Genomic DNA, 15,662 nt, shown 5'->3' on the forward strand with positions numbered 1-15,662 from the left:
CATCCTCTGGACCGTGTCCCGCTCGTGCCTCGTGAGCCTTCCGTAGGCCCTCGGGACCGCCCTCGCGGAGCCCCTATTCTTCTTTCCGGACATGCCGTCCTCCGATCTCCCGGGGCCGGCCGGTCCGGCCCTCAGGGTATCGGGTTCCCACATTCATCCGCACATGTGCGGATGAATGTGGGAAGTGTTCGGATGAAGTTGATAATCAAGGTTTAAGTCTGTCCCCAATGAGTAGGTGCGGAAAGGGTGTGAATGTTTGATTTACGCGCTATGATGTGCCCTTGCATAGAGAGCCCGGCGGAATGGTAACGGTCGCCGGGACACGTTTTTGAAAGGGGCTATCATGCCAGAAGAACTTCGTTCCATCCCACCCCAACACGGGTCCTTTGTATTTACGTCGGAGTCGGTGACCGAAGGCCATCCCGATAAGATCGCTGACCAGATCAGCGACGCCGTCCTCGACGCAATCCTCGCCAAAGAAATAGAGCTGCAGGAGCAGGGCTACATCGCGCCCAACGGCGTGCCCGCTAACGTCGAGAACGTCCGCTGCGCCTGCGAGACCCTCGTGACCACCGGCACCGTCATCGTCGCCGGCGAGATCCGCACCCAGGCCTACGTAGACGTGCAGGAGATCGCCCGTGGCGTTATCCGCCGCATTGGCTACAACCGCGCCAAGTTCGGTTTTGACTGCGATACCTGCGGCGTTATGAGCCTCATCCACGAGCAGTCGCCCGATATCGCCCAGGGCGTCGACGAGTCCTTCGAGACCCAGACCGGCGCTACTACCGACCCGATCGACCTGATCGGCGCCGGCGACCAGGGCATGATGTTCGGTTATGCCTCCAACGAGACCAAGACCCTCATGCCCATGCCACACTACCTTGCCAGCCGCCTGGCCGAGCGCCTGGCTGCCGTACGTCATGATGGCACCCTGCCCTATCTGCGTCCCGACGGCAAGACCCAGGTCACCGTGCGCTACGAGGACGGTAAGCCCGTCGAGGTCACGACCATCGTCATCTCCACGCAGCACGCCGCCGAGATCGAGGACATGGGCAAGATCAAGGACGACCTCATCGAGCATGTCATCGCTCCCGTCATGGCTGCCGAGAACATGCCGTGGAACAACGCGGACATCTATGTGAACCCCACCGGCCGCTTTGTCGTGGGCGGCCCCATGGGTGACGCGGGCCTGACCGGCCGCAAGATCATCGTCGACACCTATGGCGGCTACGGCCGTCACGGCGGCGGCGCCTTTAGCGGCAAGGACTGCACCAAGGTCGACCGCTCCGCCGCATACGCCGCTCGTTGGGTCGCCAAGAACGTCGTCGCCGCCGGCCTGGCCGACCGCTGCGAAGTCGAGCTGGCCTACGCCATCGGCGTGTCCAAGCCGCTTTCAATCATGGTCGACACCTTTGGCACCGCACATGTTGCCGAGGACAAGATCGTCGAGGCCGTGGAGAAGACCTTCGACCTGCGCCCGGGCGCAATCATCCGCGACCTAGACCTGCGTCGCCCCATCTACGAAAAGACGGCAGCCTACGGTCACTTCGGCCGAGAAGACGCCGACTTCACCTGGGAGAAGACCGACCGTGTCGAAGAACTCAAAGCAGCCTGCGGACTGTAATTGGGAACCACCAAGGTCACAACTCGCACGCGCTTTCAAAAGAAGTACCGCCCCCAAGCGGTACTTCTTTTTTATTAATTCGGTAGTGAAGATGTTTCGATATGAGCCCACGCTGCGTCCCCAGCTAATAAATTTTGCCATCTACCAACTCCAACCATGTATCCTTAGTCCCGAGGTGCGGGGCATAAGGTCGATCGCGAGTTCCGCACGAGCCGGAGAGCACTTAATGTGCTCTCCGTGCGAGTCAGGACTGTCCGAGCAGGCGACCTTATGCCCCGCACCTCGGGACGACGGGATAGATTAAAGGAGCAGCCATGGCAGGCAAGCCGCAAACACTAGCTACGACCTCGGCATTCGAGATCTTGGGCCCCGTCATGGTCGGCCCCAGCTCATCGCACACCGCCGGCGCCCTGCGCTGCGCCCAAGTTGCCGCCAGCCTGCTGGAAGGCCGCATCACCAAAGTCACCTTTGGCCTGTGGAACTCCTTCGCCCACACCTACCGCGGCCACGGCACCGACCGTGCGCTCGTCGCGGGCATCCTGGGCCTCGACACCGATGACGAGAACATCAAGCAGGCCTTCGACCTCGCACGCGAGCAGGGCCTCGAATATCACTTTGACATCAAGGGCGACGACGCCTCCATCCACCCCAACACCGTCGACATCGACATGGTCGACGACACGGGCGCCACGGCACAGGTCCGCGGTGAGAGCCTGGGCGGCGGCAAGATGCGCATCAGCCGCATTAACGGCGTCGGCGTCGACATCTCGGGCATGTACTCCACACTCTTCGTGGCGCACTACGACGTCCCCGGCGTGCTCGCCGCGCTCACCAACCTGCTCGCCTACGCACACGTGAACATCGCCTTCTGCCGCACCTACCGCACCGAAGTGGGCGGCCAGGCCTACTCCGTCTTTGAGACCGACGGCGCGCCCGACGACACCGTTATCCCCATGCTACGCAAACTCGACAATGTCGATTACGCGACCTTTATCGAGCTCCCCGGTTCTGCCTCGTCGCTCTCCCCCGGTGTCTCGGCAAAGGAGATCTTCGACGACGGCGAGCAGCTGCTCGATGCGTGCGCCGAGCTCGGCCTGAATATCGGCGCCGTTATGGCCGTGCGCGAGGCGCGTCTGACCGGCGAGACCCACGCCGTCGCCGCCATGCGCCGCGTGCTCGACGTCATGCGCGAGGAGACCACGACCCCCATCGTCAATCCGCAGCGATCGCTCGGCGGGCTTATCGGCGGCGAGGCTAAACTCGTCGATGCCACCGGCCGCAACGATTTGAGCACGAGCCTGATGGGCACTGTTCAAACCGACGCCGTGGCCCGCGCGATGGCCGTGCTCGAGCGCTCCGCCACGATGGGAGTGATCGTCGCCGCCCCCACGGCAGGCTCCGCGGGTGTTGTGCCCGGCTGCGTGCTGGCGCTCGCCGATCACCTTCAGCTCGACGACGAGCAGGTCATGGACGCGCTCTACTGCGCAGCCGCCATCGGCCTCAACCTCACCACAAGCGCCTGCGTCGCCGGCGCCGAGGGCGGCTGCCAAGCCGAGGTCGGAAGCGCCGCCGCCATGGCCGCCGCCGCACTGGTCCAGATGATGGATGGCACGCCCGAGCAAGCGCTCGATGCCAGCTCCATCGCGCTGAGCAACCTGTTGGGCCTCGTTTGCGACCCTGTCGGCGGCCTTGTCGAGGTGCCCTGCCAAAACCGCAACGCCATAGGCGTGGCCGCGGCCTTTAGCTCGGCGCAACTCGCCCTCGCCGGCATCAAGAGCCTGGTGCCGTTTGACCAGATGGCACACGTCATGCTCTCGGTGGGCCACGCCCTGCCGGCCACGTTGCGCGAGACGGCCAAGGGCGGCATCGCGCAGGCTCCGGCCGCACTTTCGGCCTGTGCAAAATGCGGCGTGTGCGGATAACGGCAAAGTATGACTCAAAGGTGGGACAAATGTCCCACCTCTTTTGAATGCCACCGTTTCCGTACCACAAACAGCAGGGCAATCGCTATAATGCAAGCCCAGTAAAAACACGATGAGCCATAAGGCGAAATTCGAAGGATATGCATACGATGTCGCAAAACGATCGAACTCAACTGATTCCCGATCCGCAGCAGCCGAGCAGGCACACCGGCGGCGTTCAGTCACCGCGTCCTATCGCGCCGAGCCACGGTCAGCAGCGTGGTGCGGCAAACGCTTACCAACGCCCGAACCAACAGCGACAGCAGCGTCAACAACGTCAGCAGCGCCAGGCAAACGGCAATGCGCCCAAGCAGCCCCCCACGCACGCTCGAGGCGATCGCGGCCCCGCGCGCAAACCCGCCGGCAACAATAAGTCGGGCAAAAAAACGACGCTCTTTGTCGTCCTGGGTCTTATCGTCATTGTCTATATCGTTGGCATCGTAGCGTTTTCGCAGCTAGCCTACCCCAACACCACCATTGCCGGCGTCGACGTCTCGTTCTCCAACGCTTCGTCTGCCGCCACCAAGGTCAACTCGGCATGGAAGCACTATAAGCTCACCGTGACAGGCGATGACTTTAGCTGGACCTATCAGCCCGAGTCCGATGAACCCATCGTCGACGGTGAAGCTGCTGCAAAAGAAATCATCAGCCACAACGAAGCCTTTATTTGGCCGGTCCGCCTTGTGGAATCCTTAAGCGGCAAGACCAAAACAACCGCTACCTCCAACGAAGTCGATCTTGATCAAGACGTCGACCTGTCCATGCTCTCCGACACCTTTGACCAAAAGAAGTTTGAGAAGGATCTGGGCGCTGCCATCGACGAGTTTAACGAGGGGCGTTCGGGCACGTTTGAGGCCAATAGCTCCTATGACGAGCAGGCCGGCAAGTTTACCGTCGAGAAGGCGCGCTCCAACGAAAAACTCAACCGCGAGCATGTCATTAAGTATGCCGAGCTCGAGCTTGCCTCGCTGGCCGAGACCGTAGATCTTTCCAAGCTCGGCAACGATGCCTATGAGCCGCTCAATGGAACGCTGACCGATGATCAGATTCAGGCCGCATGCGATGCCGCCAACAACTTCCTGGGCGTCAACGTGACCCTCAAGCTCAACGGCGAGGATGCCGGCAAGGTTGATGGCGGCTCCGTATTGCAGTGGATCAGCTTTGCCGATCCGGCCAACCCCACGCTCGATACGTCGCAGATCAGCAGCTGGGCAGCCGAGCTCGCCAACGGCTTTAATACCGTGGGCTCCACTCGCTGGTGGACGCGCGCCGATGGCAAGCAGTGTGCCGTCGAAGGCGGTGACTTTGGTTGGTCCATCGACAGCAGCTCGCTCGCCAAGCAGGTCGAGGACGCCATTAACAACAAGCAGACCGGCGAAATCGAGATCAAGTACTCCCAGAAGGCCGACACCTTTACCGCAAAGGGAGAGCCCGACTGGAAGGCGTATATCGACGTCGATCTGTCCGAGCAGCACGCGCGCTACTATGACGAGAACGGTAATATCGTTTGGGAGGCCAACTTTATTTCTGGCAAGCCGGGAGAGGACGCCACCCCCGAGGGCGTATGGCAGATCAACAGCAACAATGGCGCCAGCAAGCTTATCGGTGCCAAGGACCCCGAGACCGGCAAGCCCAAATACGAGAGCCCGGTCAGCTATTGGATGCCGTTCGAGGGCAATATGGTCGGATTCCACGACGCCACCTGGCAAAACGACAAGAGCTTCGATAATGCCGAGTCGTACAAGTGGTGCGGCAGCCACGGTTGCATCAATCTGCGCCTGGCCGACGCCAAGGCACTGCACGATTGCATAAAAGTCGGCCTGTGCGTGGTTGTCCACTCATAGCACAACGCGCGCATTCCTACAACGTGGAACCGCTGCGACCAATCTAACAGTTCCGAAAGAAACCGTTCCATGCGCCCACCCCAACCGGTGGGCGCATATACTTATCAAGGTTCTTTCTATAAAGGAGACGCTATGCCGAATGTCCCCACGATCACCCCGGGCCCAGATGATACCGAGAACACGCCCGAAGGTGCCACCGAAACGATTCCTCTGATTACAAACGTACATGCCGACAAGCAGAGCGGACGCACGAACGATACGGCCGAGATTTCCGATGAAGAGGCATATGCCAAGCTCAAGGCAAAGCGTGCCGAACGTCGACGCAAAAAGCTGATTCGTCGCGGTGTTGCCGCCGGCGTCATAGGTGCCATCGCGCTCATTTCCATTGTCGCAACCCTGGTTATCAATGCGCAGCCACAGGGCGCTAGCGATCCTGTGACCGACATGGCGACCGAGGGCACGTTTACCACAACGGTCGAGGCGAAAGGCCAGCTCAAACCCATTTCGTCCTCAGTGGTCTCCCCTTCTGTCGACGGAACGGTCGATTCAATCAACGTGCAGGCAGGCCAATCCGTCAACGAGGGCGACGTGCTTATGACCATTAAAAACGACGAGCTCGATCGCAACGTTGCCGAGGCGCAGCGTGCAGTTGCAGCCGCTCAAGAAGACCTCGCCAACGCACAGAAAGCCGCAGCCGCTGCGCAGGCCACCCCAACGACGGACGATGATGGAGCTTCCGCAGCAGCTGGCATCACCGCCGCATCAGCGGACACAAACGCCGTATCGGCCGCACAGCGCAGCCTCGCATCGGCCCAGGCAAACCTCGATCAGGCGAACGCCAAGGCAGCCAGCCGTACGGTCACGGCCCCGAGCTCGGGTAGCATCGTGGAGCTCAACGCCAAGGTGGGCGCCACGGTAACAGGCGGCATGATCATGGGCGAAAGCGATACGAGCGGCGGCAAGCAGTGCATGCAAATCGCCGACCTATCCAAGATGAAGGTGACCGTGCAGGTAGGCGAAAAGGACATCGCCAAGATCGCCGTTGGGCAGAGCGCCAACGTCACGTATCCTGCGTTTCCCGATATCGTGAGCCAGGGCACCGTCACGGCTATCGCATCGGTGGCAAACTCCGACGCCGCCAACGGTGGCGGCGGCAGCGTAACCTTTAACGTCGACATCCTCATCGAGGCGCCCGACGCGCGCCTGAAGCCGGGCATGACGGCCGAGGTATCGGTGGTGACCGAGCAGCTCGACGACGTGGTGATGGTGCCGACGATGGCGCTCATGACCGAAGACGGCGAACATTATTACGTCAACGTGGCGACCGATGACGAGGGCAAGCAAACCCGTCGCGTGAAGGTGACTGTCGTGACGCAAAACGACAACGAAGCCGTAGTCGGCAAGACACAGGTCAAGTGCGACGACCAGGGCAACGAGATCAACCCCAACGTGCCGGTTACCAAGCTGCGCGATGGCGACACCCTCGTCATGGACACCGGAGCGGACGCAACGGCTGACGGCGGCTACGGCGCGGATTCGGGCAGTATGTCTGCCGACGAGGGCATGTAATGCGTCCCGTTATCGACATCCGCAACGTGCACCGCATCTTTGAGAGCGAGGCGGGGTGCGCCCACATCCTGCACAACGTGAGCCTGGCAGTAAATCCCGGCGAATTCGTCGCTATTACCGGCCCTTCGGGCTCGGGTAAGTCAACGCTCATGAACATCCTGGGCTGCCTGGATAAACCGACGGCGGGCGACTACTACCTGCAAGGGATCAACGTGGCCGAGCTCGATGATGACGAGCTCACCGAAGTTCGCGCCCTGAGCATTGGCTTTGTCTTTCAGAGCTTCAACCTGCTGCCGCGCCTATCGGTTATCGAAAACGTCATGCTGCCGCTGGCCTACACCAATGTGCCCCGTAGCCAGCGCGAACTGCGCGCCGTGCACGCGCTGCAGGCTGTCACGCTGCCCGTTGACCACTGGGACCACCGCATATCCGAGCTCTCGGGCGGCCAGATGCAGCGCGTCGCAATCGCACGCGCCCTCGTTAATGACCCGCCCATCATCCTGGCCGATGAGCCAACGGGAAACCTGGACTCCGCTACCGGAGCGCTTGTGATGGAGACCTTCCATAAGCTCCAGGAGCGCGGCAAAACCATCGTGCTTATCACACACGACCCCGGCATCGCCGCTGAGGCAGACCGTGCCGTGACCATCCGCGACGGTCGCATTCACGACGGCGCGTATATTCCACATGCACCGCGGACCCTGCGCAGCGCCGTAGATAGCCTGCCCATGATTTCCGCCTCCGCCAACCCGCCGAAAGGAGTGGTGGCATGAGCGCCCGCGATCTCATCCAGGAAGCCCTTCAATCGCTCGAGGCCAACAAGGGGCGCAGCCTGCTCACCATCCTGGGCATTGTCATCGGCATCGCCTCGGTTATCGCCATGACTTCGCTCATCGGCGGCATCCAAAACAGCCTGGTCAACAGCCTGGGCCTCAACGCAGCTCGTATGGTGCAAATCTATTCGTCGCAAGAACTCACCGAGTCGGACATCGAGAAGCTTCAAAAACTGGTGCCGCAGATTGAGCAGATCGGCATTGTCGACAGCGCGTATACCGAGTACAAGACCGGCGATAAAAGCTATACCGTCATGGCACAGGGTGTCGATAGCAACATGCTCGACGCCGTGGGGGCCAGCAAGCTCGTTGCGGGGCGCACCTATTCCCAGGCCGAGTCCCAATCGGGCTCACGCGTGGCGCTCATCAGCCGCGGCGGCGCTGATCAGCTTTACGGCAACGAACAGGATGCGCTGGGGAAAACCATCAAGGTGTCCAACGGCGAGGTGCAGATTGTCGGCGTGATTGATGGCGGCAGCGACTCCATGGGCTCGCTCACGCTCTACATGCCACGCGCCACGATTGCCGAGCTGTTCGGCGACGACAACCCCTCGTTTCCCAGCGTCACGGCACTCGCTGTCGAGGGTACGGACATAGATGAACTCTGCAAGACCATCGAGTCCAAGGTACGCAGCATGAAGGGCATCTCCGAGGACGACGAATACGAAAGCGTGATGGTCAGCTCCATGAAGAGCGCCATCGACGCCCTCAATTCCTTTATGGGCGCCTTCTCGCTCATCATGGGCGCGGTCGCCAGCATATCGCTGCTCGTAGGCGGTATCGGCATTATGAATATGATGCTTACCAACGTAACGGAGCGCATTCGCGAGATCGGCATCCGCCGCGCTCTGGGCGCCAGTCGTCGCGATATCACCGCGCAGTTTTTGGCCGAGTCTTCGGCGCTGTGCGTCACCGGCGGACTGTTGGGTGTCCTGATAGGCTATCTGCTAGCCTGGGGCCTCGCGATGTTTGCCTCCGGATCCGGGATTCTTGGCGAGCTCGGAGCCAGCGGGCAAATCATACCGAGCTTTTCAATCGCCACGGTGCTGCTGGCCTTCGCCGTCTCCGTCGGCATCGGCGTAATCTTTGGCTTCTACCCCGCTCGCCGCGCAGCAAAGCTCGACCCCGTCGAGTGTCTACGCTACCAGTAAGCCACCACCAATAAGTTGCGGTGAATTAGGGACTGAATATGCTATCTAACAGCAAAAACAGACACTATTTCACCGCAACTGATTGAAGGGCCCTAGGCGCGGTGAGCGCCTAGCGCGCGAACTCCCGTAAGAGCGCGTCTTCCACTTCCCGAAGCGAAAGGACCCCGCCTCCCTCGGCGGGACGGGCGACCACGATGCAGCGCGCTCCCGCGTCGCGCGCGGCGGCGAGCTTCTCGGCCGTGCCGCCTACGGTTCCCGAGTCCTTGGTCACAAGCCACTGGGCGCCCACCTGCCGAAGCATCGCCTCGTTGAGCTCGCGGGTGAAGGGTCCCTGCATGCCGATGACGTGCGACGGCGAAAACCCCGCATCGATGCACTTCGTTATAGCACCGGGCAGCGGGAGCACACGCACAAAGAAGCGCTCCGCGAAATCGGCGACGCGCGTGTAGGGAGCAAGCTCCTTGCTCCCCGTCGTGAGAAGCGCGCGACCCGGGTTCTCGGAGAGAAAGCGCGCCGCGCAGGCGATCGACGCGACCGGCACGACGCCTTTGGGCAGCGCCTCGACCGGGCGCGCAAGACGCAGGCACCGTGCACCCACGGCGAGCGAAGCGGCCCGGATGTTGCCGCTTGCGAGCGTAGCGAAGGGGTGCGTGGCGTCGACGACGATGCGCGCGCCGGAAAGCTCGCGCTCCATGTCGGCCTCGTCGAGCCTGCCCGCATGCACCTCGATGCCCGGAAGCTCGCCCAAAAGCTCGCCTCCGTACTCGGTTGCCGCGTAGGCACGGGCGGGGATGCCCGCCCCGCTCGCCCATTCGCACAGAAGGCGGCCCTCGGTGGTGCCGGCGAAGATGCGCAGCGCCGGCGCGGATGCGGGCGCCGTCACTTCGGGCCGCCTGGGCGCGTGATCTCGTAGAGCAGCGCGTTCATAATGGCGGCCGCCACGGTCGAGCCGCCCTTGCGACCCCTCGCGACGATGGCCGGCACGCGTCGCGCGAGTAGCTCCTCTTTCGCCTCGACCACGTTCACAAACCCAACCGGCACCCCAACGACGAGCGCGGGCGAGATCTTCCCCGCGTCCATGAGCTCGGCGAGGCGCAGAAGTGCTGTGGGAGCGTTGCCGACGGCCACGATGAGCGGACCCTCGATGCCGCAAGCTTTGCCCATGCTCGCAACGGCGCGAGTCGTGCCCGCGGCGCGCGCCGTTGCGGCGACATCCGGGTCGGCCATGTAGCACACGGCCTGGCAGCCGATCTTAGCGAGCGCGGGCTTGCTTATGCCTGCGAGCGCCATGTTCGTGTCGGTGAGCACCGTGGCCCCTGCGCGCAGTGCGTCGAGCGCACAGTGCGCGGCGTCATGGGTGAACACGAGGGAATCGGCGTACGAGAAGTCAGCAGTGGTGTGGATGACGCGCTTCACGACGGGCTCTTCGAGCGGCGGGAACGTGCGGCCGCCGAGCTCTTCGGTGATGATCTCGAAGCTGCGCCGCTCGATGTCGCCGGGCGCCATCTCCTTGGAATCCATCTAGTACTCCACTCCTTCCCTTGCACATATCCCTTGCTCGTAGGGGTGTTTCTCGCACCGCATCTCGGTTATGTAGTCGGCCTTCTCCACGATCTTGCGGGAAGGCGCGCGCCCGGTGAGCGCTACTTCGACGCCGCGCGCGGACATATCGAGCGCGCGGTCCACGAGCGCCTCGTCGACAAGCCCCTTCGAAAGCGCGTCGAGCGCCTCGTCGAGCACGAGCAGCCCCTCCTGCGCGCCCTCGAGCTCGGCGAGCGCGGAAGCGAGGTTCCCATCGTGCAGCTCGCGCGTCGCGGCAAGTTCTTCCGACGTCATGGACCAGGTAAACTTGTCCGACGCCTTCCCCGCGAACACGGGCACGCCGAAATGCTCGGCGAGCAGGCGCACCTCCCCGCTTTCGCCGTCTTTCAGGAACTGCACGACGACGACGCGGCGGCCTGCGGCGAGCATGCGAAGGGCGAGGCCCATCGCCGCCGTGGTCTTGCCTTTGCCGTCGCCATGATACACGTGGATCATACGCCCTCCTCGATAATGCGGTAGACATACTCCATGTCGAGCGCCCCGCGCACGGAGTCGGCCAGGCGGTCGAACTCGCGCGCACGGTGATCGGCCGCGGACACCGCGCCCTCAGCACCCACGACGCTCTCGGGCAGGCCGCGCACGCGCGCGAGCGAGCGTGCGAGGGCGAGCGCCACCCCCGGTTCGTCGAACAGGCCGTGGAGATAGGTTCCGAACACGTTTCCGCAGGCCGCGCCTTCTGGTTTGCCGCCAATCGTGCCCGCAGGGGCGCAGAAGACGGTCGTTACGCCGTCGTGAATCTCGTACCCGCGCGCCGTCATGCCGTTCCACACCGAGAACGCGCCTTGGGCGCCCGTGATGCGCAGCTCCGACTGGGCGAGGCGCTTTTCCTCCTTGAACACCGTACTTGCAGGGATGAGCCCGAGCCCGCGCGCGGTGCCAGCGCCTTCCCTGCCATGCGGGTCGGAAAGCTCGTCTCCCAAAAGCTGGTAGCCTCCGCATATGCCGAGCACCGGCGTGCCCGCGCCCGAAAGCGCGCGTACACAGGCTCCGATGCCGCTAGCCGCAAGCCAGCGCGCGTCGTCGAGCGTGGCCTTCGAGCCGGGGAGCACCACCAGGTCGGGTCGGCCCAGATCGGTCGCAGAGGAAACGTAGCGCACGCCCACGCCGGGCACGCGCGAAAGCGGGTCGAAGTCGGTGAAGTTCGACAGATGCGGAAGGCGCACGACGGCGACGTCGATGACGCCACGCGCCTCGCGGGCAGATAGGCGCGGCGCGAGCGAGTCCTCGTCGTCCAGGTCGAGCGTAAGATACGGCACGACCCCCACGACGGGAACCCCGCACATCTCCTCGAGCGGGGCCAAACCCGGGCGCAGGATTTCCACATCGCCGCGGAACTTGTTCACCACAAGCCCCCGCAAAAGCGCGCGGTCCTCGGGTGCAAAGAGCGCGACCGTACCGTAGAGCTGGGCAAAGACCCCGCCTGGGTCGATGTCGCCCGCGAGCAGCACGGGGGAGGACACGGCGCGCGCGAGCCCCATGTTGACGATGTCGTTTTCGGCAAGGTTGATTTCGACGGGGCTGCCGGCGCCCTCGATGACGATGACGTCGTTTTCCTCCGCGAGCGAATCGAACGCCTCCAAAATCTGCGGCATGAGCGCCTTCTTTCGCGCGAAGTAGTCCCTGGCAGCAAAGGCTCCCTGCGCCTTGCCGGCCACGATAAGCTGGCTTCGGTGGTCGCTTTCGGGCTTGAGCAGGATGGGGTTCATGCGCACGTCGGGCGCGATGCCGCACGCCTCGGCCTGCATGATCTGGGCGCGCCCCATCTCGAGCCCGTCGGCCGTGACACCGCTGTTGAGCGCCATGTTCTGGCTCTTGAAGGGAGCCACGCGCAGGCCGTCCTGCGAAAGCACACGGCACAGCCCCGCCGCAAGCAGGCTCTTCCCCGCGTTCGACATGGTGCCCTGGATCATGATGGGCTTCGCCCTACCCACGGGTATCGACCTCCTTCGCCGAGCGTCGGCCATCCGCGCCCGCTATAGCGCCGCTGCAAGAAGCGCCGCCCCGTTCGTCGGGTTCGCCTTCGCCCGATGCGCCTTCCGCCCGAAGCGCGCGGCTGAACGCCATCACAAGCCGGGCGTTCTCCTTGCGCGTGCGCACCGCGACGCGGCACCAGAAGCGGGACAGTACCGAAAACGAGTCGCACGTGCGGACCAAAACCCCCTGTTTATACAGACGCTCGGGGATGTCTTTCGCCGGCGTGCGGACTAAAAGGAAGTTCGCATCCGACGGCACGACGGAAAGCCCGAGCGAGGAGAGCTCGTGGGAAAGCCACGCTCGCTCGCCCGCCAATACATCGCGCGTGCGCGAGACGTATTCGACGTCTTCCAGGGCGGCGATGCCCGCGGCCTCGGCGACCGAGGAGACGGGCCACGCCTGCCCCGCCCGGCGAATCCCCTCGATGAGTTGGGCGTTTCCACTGATCAGATATCCCAACCGCAACCCCGCCATTCCGTAGAGCTTGGTGAACGCGGAGAGCACGGCCACATGGCGCGAACACGCGGCGCGTGCGGCCACGCTCCTTTCGCGGGCGTCGGGCGCAAATCCGAGGAAGCACTCGTCCACGACGAGCAGCGCGCCCACCTGCTCGCAGCGGCAAGCCGCGGCATCGATCACGCGGTGGTCGACGAGGCGCCCCGTCGGGTTGTTCGGATTGCAGAGGTACGCCACTTCTCCCGGCCCCTCGATCGCGCGGGCGAAGGAGGCGGGCACGTCGAAGTAGTCCGCTTCGGAAAGCGGGAACTCCTGCACGCATGCGCCGTAGTACGATGCCGCCTCCGCATATTCAGAGAACGTCGGCGCGCACACGACGATGCGTTTCGGGCGCACCGCCGCAGCGAGCCGCCAGATGATGTCGGACGCGCCCGCGCCGCAGACGATAGTATCTTCGGGAATGCCCTGGGCGCGCGCTAGGGCGCGAACGAGGGCGCGGCTTTCCCTATCGGGGTAGGCGTCGATTCGAGAAAGCGCCTTGCAAGCTGCGGCGACGGCGAGCGGCGAGGGGCCTGCCGGATTCACGTTCACCGAGAAGTCAATGAGGTTGGAGGCGCCCCCTTCGCAAGCGATGCCGAGCGATTGCGTGCTACCCCCATGCGCACGGGCGCGCAGGATTCCCCCGGCAGCCCGGGACGCGGCGTGGTCTTCCCTCATGACATCGCCCCCACGGCGAGCACGACCGCCGCGCGCGCGGCGCCGAAGACGACGAGCGCGCATACGGACGCGGCGAGCATGAGCCTAGTCGCCCGGGCGATGTCGCCCCACTCGATTTCGCGGGACGCGTCGCCTATCGTCGGTTTCTCAACGAGCTTGCCGAAATACACCGCGGGTCCTGCCAGGCGCAGCCCGAGCGCGCCCGCACACGCTGACTCGGTCTGCGCCGAGTTGGGGCTCGCATGGCGACGCCTGTCGCGGCGCCAGATGCGCGCCGCCCCACGCGCGTCGAGCCCGACGATCGGGCACACGGCGATCATGAGCAGGGCCGATAAGCGCGAGGGAATCCAGTTCACCGCATCGTCGAGGCGCGCCGAGGCGCAGCCGAAGTCGATGTAGCGCTCGTTTTTGTAGCCCACCATGCTGTCGAGCGTATTCACCGCCTTGTACGCCATGCCCAAGGGCGCACCCCCGATCATAAGGTAGAAAAGCGGCGCGATGACGCCGTCGCTCGCGTTCTCCGCCACCGTTTCCACGGCGGCGCGCGCGACGCCCTGCTCGTCGAGAACAGACGTGTCGCGTCCCACGATGAGCCCGACGGCTTCGCGCGCCGCGACAAGGCCGCCCTTCGAGAACGCGCGGGCCACGGCCAGGCTCTGGCGGTGCAGCTCGCATGCCGCGAGAATCTGATAGCTCGCCCATGCCTCGGCCACGAAGCGCAAGCCGGAGTGAACCATGCCGCAAAGATGCAGGATTCCCCAGGTCAAAAGCCCACACGCAAGCGGAAGCGCCACGGCGAGCACAAGCCCTGCGGCGCGCGTGCCCGTGGACGTTTGCGGGAATGCACGCCGCAGGCGTCCTTCGGCCCACGTGATCGCGCGCCCCATGGCGACGACGGGATGGGGAAGCCAGCGCGGGTCGCCGAAGGCAAGGTCGGCCGCGAACCCGGCGGCGACGGCAAGAATGGTCATCACCGGACATCGCCCCCCGAAGCGGGGCGAACGTCGAGAAGGCAGCGCCCATCCCAGGTGGCGGCCCATGCGCCGCCCGGCTCGGTATGCACGTCGAAGTATCCCATTTTCGGGACAGCTAGCTCGGAGAGCAGCGCTTTCACGGTACCCGCGTGAACGACGAAGACGGCGCGCCCACTCCCCTGGGCGCGCTCCGATTCGCACGCCTCCCGAAACGCCGCGACGACGCGGCGGGTGAAATCGCTCTTGCCCTCGCCATGCGGGCAGCGCGTCTCGCACCAGGAGTCTACCCAGGCGCGGTAGCGCACATCCTCTTTAAGCTCGGCAGCGCTTCGCCCCTCGAAGTCACCGAAATCCATCTCGCGCAGACCGGGGCACGCCATAAGCTCCGCGTTCGGGAAGAGGATGCGCGCCGTCTGGTCGGTGCGGGCCATGCCGCTCGTGATAACACGGAACACGTCACGATCGCACGCGAGGTCGCGCAAAGCGCGCTCGCCCGCGATCGACAGGGGCTCGTCGGTGCCCGCCCCGCTGTAGCGATGGTCTTCCGTGCCCGCCGTGGCACCATGGCGCACGAAGACGACTTCCAAAGGCGCGCCCGCGCCCTGCGTCCCTCGAGGCGCATCGTCAAGGTTTCCTTTGATGACCTGGGGTATCCCGCACGTCATGCGCACGACGACGTCGGCGCGCGCAGCGAGCGCGCATCCCAGGCGCCCCGCGCGCTCGCGCCATTGGGCGTCTTCCGCGCGCATGGGGACGACCCCCGAGCCGACCAAGGGCAGAATCACTACGTCGAAGCCGATCAGCCGCTCGAGCGCCCGGTCAGCGTCGAGCGCGCGTACGAGTTCCTCAGCACGGTACGCGACACGGCCGGCAAAAGCCGCGGACACGCCGCCCTCCGCAAGCTGCGCCGCGTCGACGAAATCGTCCGCCGCGAACCCGAGCTTTTCGCGCACGAAG

13 protein-coding genes are annotated in these 15,662 nt (G+C 64.1%); 6 read left to right on the forward strand and 7 right to left on the reverse strand.

The genetic code is table 11. The features are described 5' to 3' along the window. Positions 1 to 343: 343 nt before the first annotated feature. From metK to KSY82_RS07810, 6 genes are all read left to right on the forward strand, one after another. Complete coding sequence (gene metK, locus KSY82_RS07785) at positions 344 to 1,624, forward strand: methionine adenosyltransferase (protein ID WP_217750010.1); 1,281 nt, start codon at positions 344 to 346, stop codon at positions 1,622 to 1,624. A gap of 314 nt (positions 1,625 to 1,938) precedes the next feature. Beyond that, the gene (sdaAA, locus tag KSY82_RS07790; RefSeq protein ID WP_217750011.1) at positions 1,939 to 3,546 is read left to right on the forward strand and encodes an L-serine ammonia-lyase, iron-sulfur-dependent, subunit alpha; all 1,608 of its coding nucleotides are present in this window, start codon (positions 1,939 to 1,941) and stop codon (positions 3,544 to 3,546) included. Between the two features lie 149 nt (positions 3,547 to 3,695). Continuing rightward, complete coding sequence (locus KSY82_RS07795) at positions 3,696 to 5,429, forward strand: L,D-transpeptidase (RefSeq protein ID WP_217750012.1); 1,734 nt, start codon at positions 3,696 to 3,698, stop codon at positions 5,427 to 5,429. Between the two features lie 132 nt (positions 5,430 to 5,561). Next, positions 5,562 to 6,998, forward strand: a complete 1,437-nt coding sequence (locus KSY82_RS07800; protein ID WP_217750013.1) for an efflux RND transporter periplasmic adaptor subunit — start codon at positions 5,562 to 5,564, stop codon at positions 6,996 to 6,998. Beyond that, on the forward strand, positions 6,998 to 7,771 hold the full coding sequence (locus tag KSY82_RS07805; protein WP_217750014.1) for an ABC transporter ATP-binding protein: 774 nt from the start codon (positions 6,998 to 7,000) through the stop codon (positions 7,769 to 7,771). Before KSY82_RS07800 ends, KSY82_RS07805 begins: the two co-directional genes overlap by 1 nt. Next, the gene (locus tag KSY82_RS07810) at positions 7,768 to 8,982 is read left to right on the forward strand and encodes an ABC transporter permease (protein ID WP_217750015.1); all 1,215 of its coding nucleotides are present in this window, start codon (positions 7,768 to 7,770) and stop codon (positions 8,980 to 8,982) included. Before KSY82_RS07805 ends, KSY82_RS07810 begins: the two co-directional genes overlap by 4 nt. A 109-nt stretch (positions 8,983 to 9,091) precedes the next feature. Here KSY82_RS07810 and cobK read toward each other — a convergent pair whose 3' ends face one another. Genes cobK through KSY82_RS07845 form a run of 7 tightly spaced genes read right to left on the reverse strand, consistent with a single transcriptional unit; the run spans position 9,092 to position 15,658 of the window. Beyond that, positions 9,092 to 9,865: a precorrin-6A reductase gene (cobK, locus tag KSY82_RS07815; RefSeq protein ID WP_217750016.1), complete on the reverse strand. Its 774-nt coding sequence runs from the start codon at positions 9,863 to 9,865 to the stop codon at positions 9,092 to 9,094. Then, complete coding sequence (locus KSY82_RS07820; RefSeq protein ID WP_217750017.1) at positions 9,862 to 10,503, reverse strand: precorrin-8X methylmutase; 642 nt, start codon at positions 10,501 to 10,503, stop codon at positions 9,862 to 9,864. Before KSY82_RS07820 ends, cobK begins: the two co-directional genes overlap by 4 nt. Then, positions 10,504 to 11,019 (reverse strand): cob(I)yrinic acid a,c-diamide adenosyltransferase, encoded by a 516-nt coding sequence (locus KSY82_RS07825; protein ID WP_117839768.1) that lies wholly within the window; start codon positions 11,017 to 11,019, stop codon positions 10,504 to 10,506. Further along, complete coding sequence (locus KSY82_RS07830; protein ID WP_368042047.1) at positions 11,016 to 12,515, reverse strand: cobyric acid synthase; 1,500 nt, start codon at positions 12,513 to 12,515, stop codon at positions 11,016 to 11,018. Before KSY82_RS07830 ends, KSY82_RS07825 begins: the two co-directional genes overlap by 4 nt. After that, the gene (locus tag KSY82_RS07835) at positions 12,508 to 13,731 is read right to left on the reverse strand and encodes a pyridoxal phosphate-dependent aminotransferase (protein ID WP_217750019.1); all 1,224 of its coding nucleotides are present in this window, start codon (positions 13,729 to 13,731) and stop codon (positions 12,508 to 12,510) included. The genes KSY82_RS07830 and KSY82_RS07835 overlap by 8 nt, the downstream gene beginning before the upstream one ends. Then, a complete protein-coding gene (gene cbiB, locus KSY82_RS07840; protein WP_217750020.1) occupies positions 13,728 to 14,702 on the reverse strand; it encodes an adenosylcobinamide-phosphate synthase CbiB in 975 nt (324 codons plus the stop codon). Before cbiB ends, KSY82_RS07835 begins: the two co-directional genes overlap by 4 nt. After that, a complete protein-coding gene (locus KSY82_RS07845; RefSeq protein ID WP_368042048.1) occupies positions 14,702 to 15,658 on the reverse strand; it encodes a histidine phosphatase family protein in 957 nt (318 codons plus the stop codon). The genes cbiB and KSY82_RS07845 overlap by 1 nt, the downstream gene beginning before the upstream one ends. Between the last annotated feature and the right edge of the window lie 4 nt (positions 15,659 to 15,662).

It is taken from the genome of Collinsella aerofaciens (assembly GCF_019131995.1).
GTDB lineage: Bacteria > Actinomycetota > Coriobacteriia > Coriobacteriales > Coriobacteriaceae > Collinsella > Collinsella aerofaciens_S.